Source organism: Bacillus sp. KNSH39 (genome assembly GCF_052656585.1).
Genome location: NZ_JBQXYO010000001.1, coordinates 4,353,138 through 4,370,061 on the forward strand (window position 1 = coordinate 4,353,138; position 16,924 = coordinate 4,370,061).

18 protein-coding genes are annotated in these 16,924 nt (G+C 35.4%); 11 read left to right on the forward strand and 7 right to left on the reverse strand.

Annotation, left to right across the window (positions count from 1 at the left end; genetic code table 11):
• Window positions 1–6 precede the first annotated feature (6 nt).
• The 8 genes from ACUL40_RS22245 (at window position 7) to ACUL40_RS22280 (ending at window position 10,260) form a co-directional block, all read left to right on the forward strand.
• Window positions 7–1,551, forward strand: coding sequence for a glycosyltransferase family 2 protein (locus ACUL40_RS22245; RefSeq protein WP_001266466.1), 1,545 nt, complete (start codon window positions 7–9; stop codon window positions 1,549–1,551).
• Entirely contained in the window at window positions 1,544–2,785 is a 1,242-nt protein-coding gene (locus tag ACUL40_RS22250) for a nucleotide sugar dehydrogenase (protein WP_001088921.1), read from the forward strand. Before ACUL40_RS22245 ends, ACUL40_RS22250 begins: the two co-directional genes overlap by 8 nt.
• Window positions 2,782–3,750, forward strand: coding sequence for an NAD-dependent epimerase/dehydratase family protein (locus ACUL40_RS22255; protein ID WP_445423000.1), 969 nt, complete (start codon window positions 2,782–2,784; stop codon window positions 3,748–3,750). The genes ACUL40_RS22250 and ACUL40_RS22255 overlap by 4 nt, the downstream gene beginning before the upstream one ends.
• Complete coding sequence (locus ACUL40_RS22260) at window positions 3,740–5,287, forward strand: glycosyltransferase family 2 protein (protein ID WP_445423010.1); 1,548 nt, start codon at window positions 3,740–3,742, stop codon at window positions 5,285–5,287. Before ACUL40_RS22255 ends, ACUL40_RS22260 begins: the two co-directional genes overlap by 11 nt.
• Window positions 5,256–5,477, forward strand: coding sequence for a hypothetical protein (locus tag ACUL40_RS22265; RefSeq protein ID WP_047792121.1), 222 nt, complete (start codon window positions 5,256–5,258; stop codon window positions 5,475–5,477). The genes ACUL40_RS22260 and ACUL40_RS22265 overlap by 32 nt, the downstream gene beginning before the upstream one ends.
• Window positions 5,478–5,629: 152 nt before the next feature.
• Window positions 5,630–7,879: a formate C-acetyltransferase gene (gene pflB, locus ACUL40_RS22270; protein WP_000195471.1), complete on the forward strand. Its 2,250-nt coding sequence runs from the start codon at window positions 5,630–5,632 to the stop codon at window positions 7,877–7,879.
• Between the two features lie 70 nt (window positions 7,880–7,949).
• Complete coding sequence (gene pflA / locus ACUL40_RS22275) at window positions 7,950–8,681, forward strand: pyruvate formate-lyase-activating protein (RefSeq protein ID WP_000238458.1); 732 nt, start codon at window positions 7,950–7,952, stop codon at window positions 8,679–8,681.
• A 412-nt stretch (window positions 8,682–9,093) separates the two neighbouring features.
• Complete coding sequence (locus ACUL40_RS22280) at window positions 9,094–10,260, forward strand: diglucosyl diacylglycerol synthase (RefSeq protein ID WP_000594691.1); 1,167 nt, start codon at window positions 9,094–9,096, stop codon at window positions 10,258–10,260.
• A gap of 368 nt (window positions 10,261–10,628) precedes the next feature.
• Here the strand turns inward: ACUL40_RS22280 and ACUL40_RS22285 are convergent, their stop codons facing one another.
• The 4 genes from ACUL40_RS22285 to ACUL40_RS22300 all read right to left on the reverse strand — a co-directional run bounded on the left by ACUL40_RS22285 (window position 10,629) and on the right by ACUL40_RS22300 (window position 13,832).
• Window positions 10,629–10,748: a YfhE family protein gene (locus ACUL40_RS22285; RefSeq protein ID WP_000358482.1), complete on the reverse strand. Its 120-nt coding sequence runs from the start codon at window positions 10,746–10,748 to the stop codon at window positions 10,629–10,631.
• Between the two features lie 109 nt (window positions 10,749–10,857).
• Window positions 10,858–11,415, reverse strand: coding sequence for a GNAT family N-acetyltransferase (locus tag ACUL40_RS22290; protein ID WP_000914737.1), 558 nt, complete (start codon window positions 11,413–11,415; stop codon window positions 10,858–10,860).
• Window positions 11,416–11,656: 241 nt separating this feature from the next.
• Window positions 11,657–12,787 carry an amidohydrolase gene (locus ACUL40_RS22295; RefSeq protein ID WP_000698319.1) on the reverse strand — a complete coding sequence of 377 codons (1,131 nt, stop codon included), beginning with the start codon at window positions 12,785–12,787 and terminating at the stop codon, window positions 11,657–11,659.
• Window positions 12,788–12,926: 139 nt separating this feature from the next.
• Window positions 12,927–13,832, reverse strand: coding sequence for a TIGR01777 family oxidoreductase (locus tag ACUL40_RS22300; protein ID WP_000684382.1), 906 nt, complete (start codon window positions 13,830–13,832; stop codon window positions 12,927–12,929).
• Between the two features lie 81 nt (window positions 13,833–13,913).
• Here ACUL40_RS22300 and recX point away from each other — a divergent pair, with 81 nt between their 5' ends.
• Together recX and ACUL40_RS22310 are read left to right on the forward strand one after the other, a co-directional pair.
• Window positions 13,914–14,726, forward strand: a complete 813-nt coding sequence (gene recX / locus ACUL40_RS22305) for a recombination regulator RecX (RefSeq protein ID WP_000268502.1) — start codon at window positions 13,914–13,916, stop codon at window positions 14,724–14,726.
• Window positions 14,727–14,736: 10 nt separating this feature from the next.
• Window positions 14,737–15,054: a YfhH family protein gene (locus ACUL40_RS22310; protein WP_001057020.1), complete on the forward strand. Its 318-nt coding sequence runs from the start codon at window positions 14,737–14,739 to the stop codon at window positions 15,052–15,054.
• 64 nt (window positions 15,055–15,118) lie between these two features.
• Here the strand turns inward: ACUL40_RS22310 and ACUL40_RS22315 are convergent, their stop codons facing one another.
• Window positions 15,119–15,271, reverse strand: a complete 153-nt coding sequence (locus ACUL40_RS22315) for a YpzG family protein (protein WP_000122093.1) — start codon at window positions 15,269–15,271, stop codon at window positions 15,119–15,121.
• A gap of 37 nt (window positions 15,272–15,308) precedes the next feature.
• The gene (locus tag ACUL40_RS22320; RefSeq protein WP_000517891.1) at window positions 15,309–15,467 is read right to left on the reverse strand and encodes a small, acid-soluble spore protein K; all 159 of its coding nucleotides are present in this window, start codon (window positions 15,465–15,467) and stop codon (window positions 15,309–15,311) included.
• A 122-nt stretch (window positions 15,468–15,589) separates the two neighbouring features.
• Between ACUL40_RS22320 and ACUL40_RS22325 the strand changes: the two genes are divergently transcribed.
• The gene (locus tag ACUL40_RS22325) at window positions 15,590–15,856 is read left to right on the forward strand and encodes a YfhJ family protein (protein ID WP_000998166.1); all 267 of its coding nucleotides are present in this window, start codon (window positions 15,590–15,592) and stop codon (window positions 15,854–15,856) included.
• Between the two features lie 24 nt (window positions 15,857–15,880).
• On the opposite strand, the gene ACUL40_RS22330 is transcribed toward ACUL40_RS22325, so the two are convergent.
• Entirely contained in the window at window positions 15,881–16,861 is a 981-nt protein-coding gene (locus ACUL40_RS22330; RefSeq protein ID WP_000379111.1) for a metal-dependent hydrolase, read from the reverse strand.
• Window positions 16,862–16,924 lie beyond the last annotated feature (63 nt).

A 16,924-nucleotide genomic window follows, 5' to 3' on the forward strand; every position in this document is an offset into this window, starting at 1 on the left:
ACAAGTATGAGAGTGTCAGTTGTTATTCCAGTGCATAATGAAGCAAGTACTTTATCAAAAGTTTTAGTAGAGGTAAGAAAGCTCGAACCATATGAAGTTATCATAGTAGATAATGGATCTACAGATGGGACGAAGGAAATAGCATTACAGCATAATTGCCGTGTAATTTATTATAGAGATTCTCTTGGTAATGATGTGGGACGGGCAATTGGTGCTAGAGAAGCAAAAGGTGAGATTGTTTTGTTTTTAGATGGTGATATCGTCATGAAAAGTGAAGAATTATACAATTTTATTAAAGGAATACGACAAGGGCATGAGATTGTTTTAAATAATTTAACATGGTCCGTTTACTTGAAGATGAGACCGCATTATACGACGGTTGGAAAATATATGTTAAATCGTTATTTGAACAAGAAAGAGTTTGTTGTAGGATCTTTAATTGCAATACCACATGCGATAAGTCGTAAAGTGATTGAAAAACTGGGGTGGTGGAATTTAGCAGATCCAGCATTATTTCAAGCGATGGCGATGTCTAGAGGAGTAGATATTTCTGATATGGCTTCAGTTGATGTCATCTACACAAATAAAGTTCGACCTGTGCATACTGGTACATCACCTGGCTCTCCTTATCCGAAAGCGACTAGTCGTATTATGGGTGATCATTTGCGAGCTTTACAATACGTAATCGAAACATATGGTAAACGCGGTGGTTTTTCAGAGAACAATAGAGATAGAGAGTTTGTAGGAAAGTATAAACCAGTTTTATTACAAAAGAATAAAGCGAAATATAGTGCCATTATCCCAGTATCAGAAGAGAAAATAACCATAAGGTCTGTTATAAAAGAAGTGAAAGAAGCAGGTGTAGATGAAATTATAGTTGTCGCGAATGGAGCAGATGTTGAGACTGTTAAACAGGCAAAGCTAGAGAATGTTATTGTTGTTGAATTTACGAAGGCGCTTGGACATAATGTAGCAAGAGCAATAGGTGCCATGCATGCTACGGCAGATATTTGTTTATTCGTTGATAGTGATCTTGTTATTCCAGCAAAAAAACTCACTCTATTTTTACATGCTGTTGAAGATGGAAATGACGTGGTGTTAAATGATTTACAATGCTTATTAGATATGTTTCATCCAGCAGATCCAATTAGTATGGGAAAATACTTTGTGAATTTGATAGCGAAACGACCAGATTTATGGAATAACTCACTAACTGCTGTACCACATGCCATTCATAAGAAGGTAATAGAGAAAATAGGATATGATTCCCTTATCATTCCGCCATTAGCACAAGTGAAAGCTATTTTAGAAGGATTCTCTATTACAACAGTAGAGTTAGTAGATGTTATAAAAACAAATCGCGTACGTCCAGAGCAACACGAATTTGTAAATGGGCGTATTTCAGCATTTGATCGTATTTTCGGTGATCAACTTGAAGCGGTTGCGTATTTATTACAATGTACGGACGAACGTGGTGGTTTTACAGATGGAGATAGAGATAGAGATGTAATTCAACAATTGAGAAGGGAAGAAGAGAATACAAATGAATAGTAGTAAAGTAGCTATTATTGGGCTAGGGTATGTTGGCCTTCCTTTAGCGGTACATTTTGCAGAAAGAGGGCATACAGTACTTGGATTAGATAAAGATATTAGAAAAATAGACTCAATTATAAAAGGAGAAAGTTATATTCCGGATGTTTCTTCTAAAGAGTTACAAAGTTTATTGACGAAAAAAAAATTAACAGTAAATACACCGGATCAAGGCATTGCTGATTTTCAAAATAGTGATTATGTTATTGTCACTGTCCCGACTCCAATTAATGAACAAAGAGAACCAGACTTAAGTGCCCTCATTTCAGCTTCGCATTATATACAACAAAACCTTCAAAAAGGACAAACCTTCATTTTTGAAAGCTCCACATATCCAGGCACACTTGAAGAAGTCATCCTACCTATTATTTCTCAAAATGGTAAAAAGGTAGGGGAAGATTTCTATATCGGATATTCCCCTGAGAGAATTGATCCAGCAAATAGTCAATATTCAGTTCAAGCTATTCCAAAAGTTATTAGTGGACAAACAGAAAAGTGTAAACAAAAGGTAAAGGATTTATATAGTACCATTTTTGACGAAGTTGTACCTGTTAGCTCTCCGAAAGTAGCAGAGATGTGCAAGCTATTTGAAAATATTCAGCGCTTAGTTAACATTTCTTTAGTAAATGAACTAAACACACTATGTGAAAGTTTAGGCATTGATTTTTATGAGGCCATTGAAGCGGCATCTACAAAACCATTTGGGTTTACTCCGTATTGGCCAGGGCCAGGGATAGGGGGACACTGTATTCCCGTAGACCCTTTATATTTTCAATGGAGAATAAAAAAGAATGGGGCAATTAGTCAATTAATTGAGGCTGCACATATAATTAATGAAGAAATGCCAGAGAAAATGGTCCGCAAAGTAAAAAGTGTGGTGCAATCACCCGCAACGGTGTTAATTGTAGGGATTGCGTATAAAAAAGATGTAAATGATTTGAGAGAATCACCAGCGTTACCGATTATTCAATTATTAAGAAATCAAGGATACGAGATAGAATATCATGATCCTTATATTTCTTTCGCGGAAATTGGAGATAAGGTGTACCAATCTGTTTCTTTAGATGAAGAAAAAGTTAAAAAAGCGGATTGTATTTTAATTTTAACGGATCATTCTAATATTGATTGGAAGCTTTTTAAAGGAATGGATCGAGTAATAGATACACGCGGGATTGTAAAGAAGGTGAGTAAATGAGTAAGAAATGTTTAATTACAGGTGGGGCCGGATTTATCGGGTCGCATTTAGCTGAAGAGTTGATGAGAAGAGGTTATGAGGTCACTGTTGTGGATAACTTTTATAAAGGTAAAAATAAGTACCATAAAGAGTTAATGAAAGAAATCCGTGTTATTCCAATAAGTGTTTTAGATAAAAATTCTATTTATGAATTAGTAGATCAGCATGATGTCGTGTTTCATTTAGCAGCAATTTTAGGTGTGAAAACAACAATGGAAAAAAGTATAGAGCTCATAGAAACGAATTTTGATGGGACAAGAAATGTTTTACAAGCAGCGTTAAAAGGAAAGAAGAAAGTAGTTTTTGCTTCTACTTCAGAAGTATATGGTAAGGCCAAGCCGCCTTTCTCTGAAGAGGGAGATCGATTGTACGGGGCAACTTCTAAAATTCGTTGGAGTTATGCAGTTTGTAAAACGTTGGAAGAGACATTATGTTTAGGGTACGCATTAGAAGGTTTACCAGTAACGATTGTTCGATACTTTAATATTTATGGTCCAAGAGCGAAAGATGGTCCATATGCAGGAGTAATCCCGCGATTTATCCGCGCGGCACTGCAAGGAGAAGACATTCTCGTATATGGAGATGGAAAGCAGACACGTTGTTTTACGTATGTAAGTGATGCGGTAGAGGCAACAATTCGGGCAATGGATGAGAAGGTAAATGGTGAGATTATTAATATAGGTTCTGAGAATGAAAAGAGCATAAAAGAAGTAGCAGAAGTAATTAAAAAATTAACGAATTCTTCTTCGAAGATTGTCCAAGTGCCTTTTGAAGAAGTATATCCTCATGGTTTTGAAGAAATTCCAAATAGAAGACCAGATGTAACAAAATTAAAAGAGCTTGTTCAATTTCAGGCGAAAGTAACGTGGGAAAACGGATTGAAGGAAACGATTAAGTGGTTTCGTGAACAAAACAATGGCTACTAAGTCATTATCTGTTATTATTCCTGCATGTAATGAGGTCGATACGATTTCAGACGTTATTCAATCGGTAAGACCATTAAATCCAGTAGAAATCATTGTAGTAGCAAACGGTTGTAATGATGGAACAGAAGATGTTGCAGATCGTTTAGGGTGTAAAGTAATCAAGCATACAGAGCTACTAGGGAACGATGTTGGACGTGCAGTCGGCGCAAAACATGCGATAGGTGATGTATTACTATTTATAGATGGTGATTTTGCTATTCCAACTTCAAAATTAAAATTATTCCTTAATCCGATTTTATACGATCAGGCAGATGTAGTTTTAAATAATTTGGATGCATTATTTTTAAAAAGGCAAAAAACCACTTCTATTACAGTATGGCGCCAAATATTAAATGCAATGTTAGAGCGTGAAGAATTAAAAATGAATTCTTTATTAGATGTACCTCATGCGCTGACGAAAGAAGTCGTTCAAAGCATCGGATATGAATGTTTTGTTAATCCTATTGTGGCTCATTTACGCCTAGTTCAAAGTAAATGGAGAATTAGTCGTCATTGTGCTATTGACGTTATTACGCCGAATAAATTTCGTCCATTCCAGCATGCTGCATATGGGACAAATCTTTCCCAATCTGAAAAAAGAATGATAGGTGATCATATAGAAGCAGTAGCAGAACGGATATTAAGCAGTGATGAGCGCGGAGGATATTATGATGGAAATAGGAAAAGGGATAGTGTCTATCATACTTTAAGTTTTGAAGAGTTTTATCAAGGGTGGGGTGTTACATCTGATTTCTATAAAGGAAAGCAACTATCGGTTGTTATTCCCGTACAAGATGAAGAGAAAACAATTGGAAACGTTATAGAAGAGCTTCGCAAAATTGAACCCTTCGAAATTATCGTTGTCGTAAATGGTTCGTCAGATAAAACGAAAAAAATTGCAAAAGACAAAGGGGCAACGACAATTGTATATAAAGAAGCACTCGGAAATGATGTGGGGCGCTCACTTGGAACGTATTTTGCAAAAGGAGAAATTGTGTTATTTATAGATGGCGATTTTGTTATTCCAGCGAGTGAGCTATATCCTTTTGCGAAAGCTATTGCAGATGGAACAGATGTTGCATTAAATGATCTAAATCATTATTTAGATTTAAGAGTACCGCTTCATCTTGTAACTGCATTTAAATATGCATTAAATTTAGCTTGTGATAGAAAAGATCTAGGCGTAGGCTCTCTTATCGCTGTACCGAATGCGTTTAGCCGTAAGTGTTTGAAAGAAATTGGGTATAGATCTTTACTGGCGCCGTGTGTAGCCCAAGTGAAAGCTATTCTTTCAGGATTTGAAGTTGCATGTGTAAGTCGTGTTGAGGTCGATAAGATGAACCGTATTCGTCCCAGTGAACATTTTGCTAAAATAGGTCATCCACCAGCTGTACTTCGAATTATAGGTGATCATATAGAAGGACTAGATCAAATAATTGCATTAACAGACAATCGTGGCGGATTCTATGATGGCAATAGAAAAAGAGATGTTTTATAGAAGTAACAAAAAAAGTGTACAACATGTGTACACTTTTTTGTTCTGTTATAAAAACTATAACAGATTAGGAGATAAGAGTGTTACAGCTCTACAATGGGTATTGTTCTTATATTACAAAATAGGACTCGTATATAAGGATACCAAAAAAATACAATTAAGGAAAGGGTTAATTTTAAAGACTTTTAAATGAAGTTAACACTATATATATAGTAGTTTGCTCAACATTTCACAAACATGTCACAACTATTTCGTTCACTTTCGTAAAAAAGTAGTATTCTAAGTGTGTAAGCTGTTATATAAAAAATCTTAGTCCTGTACTAATCAAAAATGGAGGAGATTAGGATGACTCAAGTATTAGAAAATGTTAAAAACGCATGGGAAAACTTTAAAGGTGAAAAATGGAAAGCAGAGATTGATGTTCGCGATTTCATTTTAAATAATGTAAACGTTTTCGAAGGGGACGAATCTTTCTTAGCAGAAGCAACTGAAGCAACGAAACAACTTTGGGATCAAGTAATGGATTTAACAACGAAAGAACGTGAAAACGGTGGCGTTCTTGATATGGATACAAAAATTGTTTCTTCTATTACATCACATGACCCAGGATACTTAAATAAAGATATTGAAAAAGTAGTCGGTTTCCAAACTGATAAACCATTTAAACGTTCTTTACAACCATATGGTGGTATTCGTATGGCAGAACAAGCTTGTGAATCTTATGGATACGAAATGGATAAAGAACTTAGTCGTATTTTTAGAGAGTGGAGAAAAACTCATAACCAAGGTGTATTTGATGCATACACACCAGAAATGAGAAATGCACGTAAATCAGGTGTTATTACTGGTCTTCCAGATGCATACGGACGTGGACGTATTATCGGTGACTATCGCCGAGTAGCGTTATATGGTATTGATCATTTAATTGAAGCGAAAAAAGCTGATTTGAATTTAACTGGTGGTGTAATGAGCGAAGATACAATGCGTTTACGCGAAGAGTTATCCGAGCAAATGCGTGCACTTCAAGAGTTAAAAGAAATGGCTGCTTCTCATGGCTTCGATATTTCTAAGCCAGCAACAAATGCACAAGAAGCATTCCAATGGTTATACTTCGCATACCTTGCAGCGATTAAAGAACAAAACGGAGCTGCAATGAGTCTTGGACGTACTTCTACATTCTTAGATATTTACATTGAAAGAGATTTAGCAAATGGTACTTTAACAGAAGAAGAAGTACAAGAAATTGTCGATCACTTCATTATGAAATTACGTCTTGTGAAATTCGCAAGAACACCTGATTATAATGAATTATTCTCTGGTGACCCAACTTGGGTAACTGAATCTATCGGTGGTATGGCATTAGATGGTCGTCCATTAGTAACAAAGAACTCATTCCGTTTCTTGCATACATTAGATAATTTAGGACCAGCTCCAGAACCAAACTTAACTGTTCTTTGGTCTAAACAATTACCAGAGAACTTTAAAAACTACTGTGCGAAAATGTCTATTAAAACATCAGCAATTCAATATGAGAATGATGACATTATGCGTCCTGAATACGGCGATGATTACGGTATTGCATGTTGCGTATCTGCAATGAGAATCGGTAAACAAATGCAGTTCTTCGGAGCTCGTGCAAACTTAGCCAAAGCATTATTATATGCGATTAACGGTGGCAAAGATGAAAAGTCAAAAGCACAAGTTGGTCCTGAGTACGCACCAATTACTTCTGAAGTATTAAATTATGAAGAAGTTATGCATAAGTTTGATATGACAATGGAATGGTTAGCGGGTCTATATTTAAACACATTAAATGTTATCCATTACATGCATGATAAATATAGCTATGAACGTATTGAAATGGCACTTCATGATACAAACGTTCTTCGTACAATGGCAACAGGTATCGCTGGTCTATCTGTAGTAGCAGATTCATTAAGTGCAATTAAATACGCAAAAGTAAAACCAATTCGTGATGAAAATGGTATTGCAGTTGACTTCGAGATTGAAGGAGATTTCCCTAAATACGGTAACAATGATGATCGTGTAGATGAGATTGCTGTAAATCTTGTAAAAACATTTATGAATAAACTTCGTAAACATAAAACATACAGAAACTCTGTTCATACAATGTCAATCTTAACAATCACATCTAACGTTGTTTACGGTAAGAAAACTGGTAATACTCCAGATGGCCGCCGTACAGGAGAACCATTTGCACCAGGTGCGAACCCAATGCATGGACGCGATACAAAAGGTGCATTAGCTTCATTATTATCTGTGGCTAAATTACCATATGAAGATGCACAAGATGGTATTTCTAATACATTCTCTATTATTCCGAAAGCACTTGGTAAAGAAGATGATGTACAAGTACGTAATTTAGTATCAATGCTTGATGGCTATGCAGTAAAAGAAGGGCACCACTTAAATATTAACGTATTTAACCGTGAAACATTAATGGATGCAATGGAACATCCTGAGAAGTATCCACAATTAACAATTCGTGTATCTGGTTATGCTGTAAACTTTATTAAATTAACTCGTGAACAACAAATTGATGTAATTAACCGTACAATGCATGAAAGCATGTAAATGAAAAAAGGTGTCCCTTCGCTCTTAATATATAGCGAAGGGAGGCTGTTTCAATAAAGGAGGAAGTAACATGGTAAAAGGAAGAATACATTCTGTAGAGTCTTGTGGTACTGTTGATGGCCCGGGGATTCGTTATGTCATATTTACACAAGGGTGTTTATTACGTTGTCAATATTGTCATAATGCTGATACGTGGGAAATCGGTAAAGGTAAAGAAATAACAGTTGAAGAAGTGATGCAGGATGTGACATGTTACCTTCCATTTATTGAAGCTTCCGGAGGCGGTATAACAGTTAGCGGTGGAGAGCCATTATTACAGCTAGACTTTTTAATTGAGTTGTTTAAAAAGTGTAAAGCGGCTGGTATCCATACAACAATCGATTCTTCTGGTGGTTGTTATTCTGAGGAACCAGAATTCCAAAATAAGCTAGATATTTTAATGGATTATACAGATTTAGTTTTATTGGATCTGAAACATATCGATTCCAAAAAGCATCGTAAATTAACAGGGAAACCAAATGAACATATTTTACAATTTGCTCGTTATTTATCGGATAAGAATAAACCGATTTGGGTACGACACGTATTAGTTCCTGGTGTTACGGATAATGAAGAGGATCTACAAAAACTATCTAGCTTTATTCAAAGTCTGTCTAATGTTCAAAAAGTTGAAGTGTTACCATATCATAAGCTTGGTGTATATAAATGGGAGGCGCTTGGACACAAGTATCCACTCGCAAATGTAGAACCACCTACTGAGAAAAATGTAGAACATGCTAAATATATTTTACAAGCGGTCTAATCCAAATATTGGATTAGGCTTTTTGCTTTCTTTACAATAAAATCTAGAGTATATATTGATAAAAGAGTATACTGAAAGTAGAATATCCATAATTTTGTACGGAATAAATGGAGAAATTTACATAATTGTAAAGGGAAATCAAAATAGTAAAAAGAATTAAGAAGTAAAAGAGTGAGTATCATGGAATAGAGAACATTTGTAAGTTATTGCGAAAGCTCTTATAGGAAAGTATAATGTAAAGATATGAGCACAGATAGGATTAAGGGGTCAATCTTATATGCTTTGCATATCCACGACAGGTACATAGCTGAAAGGGAATTATTAGAATCTGTTTATGTAATTTTTAAGGAAAATGTTTTTCCTATTGTCGTATATGCAATATGGAGAAACAAAAAGCTAGGAGTGGATTTGTTTGATAAAAAACCCCAAGGTTTTAATATTAACTGCACATTACGGTAATGGTCATGTGCAAGTAGCAAAAACATTAGAACAAACATTTCGCCAAAAAGGAATTGAAGATGTTATTGTATGCGACTTGTTTGGAGAATCACATCCATTTATAACTGACATTACAAAATATCTATATTTAAAAAGTTATACAATAGGAAAAGAATTATATCGTTTGTTTTATTACGGGGTAGAAAAAATTTATGATAAGAAAATAGCATCTTGGTATGCGAACTTTGGAAGAAAACGTTTGAAAACACTATTACAGGTGGAGAAACCAGATATTGTAATTAATACATTTCCAATTATCGCTGTACCAGAATTGAAGAAACAAACAGGTATTTCAATTCCTGTCTATAACGTATTAACGGATTTTTGCGTGCACAAAATATGGATTCATCGAGAAGTAGATCGTTATTTTGTTGCAACGGATCATGTGAAAGAATTGATGGTTGATATCGGTGTACCTGCGGAACAAATTGTTGAAACAGGAATTCCAATTCGGAGTAGTTTTGAGTTAAAGGTAAATCCAGAAATCATATATACTAAATATCAGTTATGTAAGAATAAAAAGATTTTACTAATTGTAGCAGGTGCTCATGGGGTATTAGGAAATGTAAAAGAACTATGCCAATCATTTATGTCAGTGCCTAATTTACAAGTAGTTGTTGTTTGTGGGAAAAATGAAGCTTTAAAACAGGATTTATTAAGTTTACAGAAGCAAAATTCCGATGCATTAAAAGTGTTTGGGTATGTTGAAAATATTGATGAATTATTCCGTGTTACTTCTTGTATGATTACGAAGCCAGGCGGAATAACATTAAGTGAAGCAGCAGCGTTGCAAGTACCTGTCATTTTATATAAGCCTGTTCCAGGACAAGAAAATGAAAATGCGATGTACTTTGAAAGAAAGGGAGCAGCAGTTGTCATTCGCGATGATAGTGAGGTTTTTGCAAAAACAGAGGCATTATTACAAGATGATGTGAAGCTTCTTCAAATGAAAGAAGCAATGAAAAGCATCTATCTTCCAGAGCCAGCTGGTCATATTGTAGATGCAATTTTGGCAGAAAATCATGCAGAACCGCGTCATATACCTATTAAATCACCTGCTCTTGCACAATCTTTTACTTAATATGAAACCCTCTTTGTATATGTAAAGAGGGTTCTTTATTATTTTCAAAGAAAATTCAGCCAGTTATCCACAAAAGGATTGCGCTTTCATTAAACAGTAAAGTCGGAATATTAACAACTATATCCACATTGTCCACAATTTTTAGAAAAATATCCACAATTAAAACAGCTGATATATGCTTTAATATAGAAAAATATTAAATATTTTTGAAAATTACTAACAATTCTGTTGGTTTTGTGGATAAAGTTGTCCACAGCAAAAAAGCCCCTTATGTATAAGGGGCTTTTTTGCTTACTTTTATCAATCGAGAAAATTATGTAATGAAAATGAATAATTAGGGGGGAAACTTCTAATTATTCATTTTCACTTTAAATGCTTTTCGAGCGATATCCTGCTGCACGATCTGCTTTTTGAAATTCGCGTTGATAGAGAACTTCTTGTGTACTAGATAATGTGTTTTTTGCTTTATCACGTTTCTTTTTATCCATTACAAATCACCTCGTGTCTTAAAGTTACTATTTATCGTTTCCAAAGACATGAGGGGATATACGCATATGGAAAATGTTAATGATTGATTATCATTTCAGAAAATTTAGATTATGCTTCTTTTAATTGATGAGCATCTTGGAAGGTTGTATCTCGCATTGTAGCAAGTGTGTATTGATCTTTTGGAATTTCATATAAGTTATATACTTCTTCGTTTGCGTTAATTTCATCATATACGGCTTTTCTTGTTTCGTTTGCTAGATTCACATATTGCAGTTTTTCTGCAGCTTTAATAGAACGAATATTTATTTTACGAATACGCATGAAAATTGTTTCAATATCTAATTCATAGAAAAGTTCACTAAAAAATGAATCTTTTGCCAATTTATTATAGCCTTTTCCATGATATGGTTTGCCAAGCCATGTCCCGAGAAATCCAGCTTTTTCTTGCACATCAAATAAAGTAATTGTTCCGATAGGGTTACCCCATTCATCTAAAATTGTGCGTGAAATTAATTCACCGCGCTCTTCAGCTTCAATCGTTTGTTTTGTTAAGAATAAATATTCTTCATAAGAATAAGCCTTTTGACGCACAAAAGGGAAGACAGCTGGATCCACCATTAACTCGTATAGAACGTGGCTGTCGTGTAAGTCGCGTTTTTTCAACATACTAACTCCTCCTCACACGAGGGTAGCATGACGAAAAAACACCCCACCCTCGAAATTTTTATATCAATCTTTAAAAAATTTCGGGGTGGGAATCGAACCCACTAGAACCAGTTTCTAACGCTGGTGGCGCACCATTTGCCTTCCCCATTCATCAATTTGAAAATGATAATCACGACACAAATTGATTATGGTTTCATTCAGTTTATAATCGTATAATACTTTATCTAGTCAAAAAAATAAACTAGTTTTTTTTATTTTTTTTGTAAATTATTTTTCCATCAATCATAGTTAGTACAGGCTTGGCTAAATAATGGAAAGGATGATGAGTCCATAACACGAGATCGGCGTCTTTTCCAACCTCGATGCTTCCAATTCTATCCTCTAAACGCAAATTTCGCGCTGGGAATATGGTAATTCCTTCTAGTGCTGTTTTCTCGTCTAATCCTTCTCTTACTGCGACAGCGGCACAAATATTTAAATATTGAATGGGTGTATAAGGATGATCTGTTGTTATAGAAACTTCCACACCATTTTTAGATAATATATGGTAAGTATCCCATGTCTTGTTTTTTAGTTCGATTTTAGAACGACGTGTCAGAGTGGGACCAACTGAAACCTTCAAATTATGTTTCGAAAGCTCTTCAACAAGAAAGTGTCCTTCTGTACAATGTTCAATACGTAGATCGAGGTTGAATTCCGTTGCAAAGCGTAGCGCAGAACTAATATCATCTGCTCGGTGAGCGTGGATACGTACGGGTATTTCACGACGTAATGCTTTTAAAATAGGAAGCATTCGAAAATCAGCTTCGTGCCCGTAGTGTTGTGCTTCATAGAATGATTCCCGAAGTAACCCCATAATCCCCATACGTGTAATGGATTCTTTTGTTCCATTACTATGGACTTTTTTAGGATTTTCTCCAAAGGCAATCTTTAAACCAGCAGGTTCTTGAATAATCATATGATCAATACAAGTTCCAGCTGTTTTTATTACACAAGTAGTCCCCCCGATAATATTTTGACTGCCAGGCATAACGTGGACGGTTGTAATTCCGTTTTGTACAGCGTCTTGAAAGGCGATATCCAAAGGGTGGATTCCATCTAAAGAACGAATATGTGGTGTTGAAACTTCAGATGTTTCATTGGCATCATTTCCAGCCCAACCAGTGCCTTCATCATAGAGACCAAGGTGAGTATGGACATCAATAAAGCCAGGTAAGAGATGGAGTGCTCGTGCATCTATAACGGTCATATCTTGAGTAGGTTGAATAAAAGGTTTGACCTCGGTAATTCGCTCTCCTGTAACGAGTACATCGCCTTGAAACTTTTGAGATGTAATAGGGTATACAATGGCTTGTTTGAGCAATATTTTCATAGGTACCTCATTTCTGTTACTTTATAATGCTAATGGAAGTTAAGGGAAAGTAACTGAAAGGTTATTTGTATGGTAATGCTTCGGATCCTAGAAAATGAAAGTTTTGAAAGAGCCCATGTAAAATTGTGTTTTAGAAGTACTACATTGTATGCGAAAGTATATTTTGTAATGCATGGTCTATTGCCGGAAATGTGTATTGGTATCCATGTTCAATTGCCTTAATGGGTAATACACGTTGCCCTTCTAGTACAAGTATGCTCATTTCACCTAATAAAGTTTGAATGATAAATGAAGGTACAGGCAACCAATGAGGCTTGTTCATTATAGTTGCAATGTTTTCTCCAAATTCCTTCATTCTTATGGGTGTTGGTGCTGTCATATTAAGAGGACCATCAATTTCTTTTTTGTGTATGATGAAATCCATCATACGAACGACGTCGTCTATATGAATCCATGATAACCATTGCTTCCCAGAACCAATGGTGCCGCCGATATAGAATTGATAGGGAAGTAGCATTTTTGGAAGAGCTCCTCCATTTGCACCTAATACGACTCCAAATCTTGCGTAGATTGTTCGTATTCCGAGAGAACGTGCTTTAGATGCTTCTTGTTCCCATGAATATACTGTATTTGCTAAAAAGTCATTTCCAGGAGTCTCATGCTGTTCTGTAAAAGACTCTATTTCAGATGTTCCGTAGTATCCAATAGCACTTGCGTTAATAAATGTGTGTGGCTTTGTATGGAGTCCCTGCAATTGTTTAATGAGTCCTTTTGTTGTTTGAATTCTACTGTTTAAAATGGCTTTCTTTTGTTGCTTTGTCCATCTACTATTAATAGACTCTCCGGCTAGATTAATAACTACATCAATAGAAGAGAGGGGGAAGGTTTGTAAATCTGGTGTCCATTGAACATACTGAAGGTTAGGGTCGGAAGTTTCAGTAGTTTTTTTTCGTGTGAGAATGTAAACAGTATATCCTTTTTGAATAAAAAAAGTAGAAAGGGATTTACCGATAAAGCCTGTACCACCAGAAATTGCGATTTTCACAAGTATTTCCTCCTCATTATATATATTCTTGAAAAGAAAAAATGTTCCTCGACTATGTTAAAATAATAGAGAGGTGAGAGTATGGCTGTCATTACAAAAATAGAAGTACAAAAACGATCGAAAGAACGATTTAATATTTATATTGATAAAGGTCAAGGCGAAGAGTACGGATTTAGTGTGGATCAAGTAATCTTAATAAAACATGGATTACAAAAGGGCTTAGAAATTGATGAAATCGAGTTAGGGAATATTTTGTACAATGAAGAAGTACAAAAAGCATATTTACAAGCAATCTCCTATTTATCCTATCAAATGAGAACAAAACAAGAAATAGAAGATTTTTTACGAAAAAAAGAAGTGGGACAGGCCATCATCTCTGAAGTCGTTTCGAAATTATTACATGACCGATATATTAATGATAAAGAGTATGCTGTTTTATATACGCGAACGCAAAGTAATGTGAATCGAAAAGGTCCAACTGTTATTAAAAGAGAGTTATTAAATAAAGGTGTTCAGGATTTAATTATTACACATAGTTTACAAGAATATCCGAAGGAAAAGCAAATTGAGAATGCCTTGTTTCTCATAGAGAAGAAGAAAAAATCTTATCAAAAACATTCTTTTTTACAAATGAAACTAAAGTTAGATGAGATGCTTGTTCGAAAAGGATATTCTAGAGAAGTAATTCAAATTTGTTTGGAAGAATTGAAAGACGAAAAAGATGACGAAAAGCAACAAGAAGCGTTACACTATCATGGGAATAAATATTATGAGAAATATAAGAAGCATGATGGATGGACATTTGAAAACAAGATGAAACAAGCGTTATATCGAAAAGGATTCTCTATTGATGAAATCGAGATATTTTTGCAAATGAAACGCGAAGAGGAATGAGGAGAATAAGATGAATATGCCAAAACGCTACAGTGAAATGACACCGCATGAGCTAAGGGAAGAAATTGGCGCTTTGAAGGAGCAAGCAGTAAAAGCTGAGCAGCTTGGGATTGTCAATGAATTTGATGTATTAATGAGAAAAATGGCAATGGCTCGTGCTTATATGACGGATATAAACAAGTTCCATATTGGTGAAACATATGAATTAGTAGAAGAACCTGGTGTATTATTTAAAATTACGTATTTCAATGGGGTATTTGCTTGGGGATATAAGCAAAATGATAATGAAGAGATTGGCATACCAATTTCCTTATTGCAAGAAAAATAAAAACCAGAGAGCACATATCTCTCTGGTTTTCATCTTTGGTAGGCGTTAAAGGAGATAGGAGATTCTAAAATTGGCGTTTTTTACATTCATTTGCCAATATAATGAGAGACTGGGTTTGTTGCGTCTGTCCGTTAACTTGCGCTTTCGCATGTTTTGGACGAGTCCACGTATGGTTAAATAATTCAGAACGACTATCTAAGCGATCACGGTAGCTCATCTTTATCACCTCGTGTAGGAAGTTAATTTAATTTGTACTACTCTTCCTGCTGATTTGCAGCACGCATACGTTCTTGTGGGTGCGTGTTAATTGTGCCGTTAGGTCGTTTCGAAGCGAAGCGTGATTTCGCTTTCGGTTGACCGTCGATTTTGCTGTTGTTTTTTGACTCAGACCAAAATTCGGCTTGTTTACCCATTGCGAACGCCCTCCTCATTATCGGTTGATACCTTTTTAAGAAGTATCAATTATAGAATGTGCAAAATTGAAGAAACTATCCTTTAGAAATGAAGGGATAAATAGGTAAAAGGAGATTATAATATGAATGATATTTATGAAACATTAACGAAAGAATTATTAGACAAGAATGACAAGCTTTCTTACGCACAAGCTCGTGCGTGGGTTGAGTTACTATGGGAAGATTTTCAAACAACTTATGCAAAATCAGGTCGTTATCAAGGCGATGAAATGACGGAACAAGTGGTACGATCATGGATTAATAATCATGGTGTACGCCTTCATGAAATGCGGACAAATAATCCGAAGTATAGTCATTTAATTAATCAAGAAGATCATTTGAAACATTAAAAAAAGCGACTTAAGTCGCTTTTTTTAATGTGGAAGTAATTCCAGTTTTTTTCGAAGCTTTTCTTCACTAAAGATCCATCCTGTATAGGAATTAATAATATTTAAATTGTGGTCGAGCTGAACGATTGCAACAAATGGATAATAATCTTTACTTCGATATCGTAAATCAATGAATCGTACTTCATAATAATGGTCATGATCAAAAATATCCCAGCGATATACAGGAGAGAAAGATAGGAAGGCTGAGATGTTTTCATCTTGTTTAGCTGCTCGCATAATATTGTTGTCTGGGAACGGTACCCGATCGAACTTGTCATATATCATGATGTTACCACGGTGCCATCTCGCAACGTAGTAATAATCAGCCGTAACGACTGCTAAATGGTAATGATAAAATCGGTAAGAAGGAGAAATGATAATCTTTTCGACATTTTTGAAACGTTTGTGTACAACGCTTCTTATATTTCTGTGCATCATAATCCGTCCGATATAGTAAACAATCATTAATATATATGCCGCTAAAGCTGTATATCCCTTATGAGAACCGACGAGCATGCAAGCAATTGCAAGTATATGGATAAAGAAAATTACGGTATCGAATGTATTAATTATGCCAAGTGCGACCCATTTTTTTGTGAAAGGTCGTAATGCTTGTGTACCATAGGCGTTGAAAATATCTACAAAGACGTGAAGAAAGACGGCAATAAATGACCAAAGTAGTAGATGAAGATATGGAGCTTCTGAAAAGAAGGCGAAAGAGATGCCACTTATAAGGAATGACCAAAGAATTACCGCGGGAATAGAATGAGTAATCCCACGATGATTTCTTATATATTTAGCGTTATTACGCAATTTTAGAACTGTGTCAATGTCAGGAATGTTGGAACCAGCAATTGTAGCAAGCATAACAGCTTGGGGGCCAATATCACTTTGTGCTATGGCTGGATCTAATGTTGCTAAGCTACCTAAAGTGATACCCATAACAAGGTGAGTGGCTGTGTCCATAGAAATCCACCTCCGTTTTTTATTAATGTAACTCTTTTTATTCGATACCTCAAGTCCTTTGCC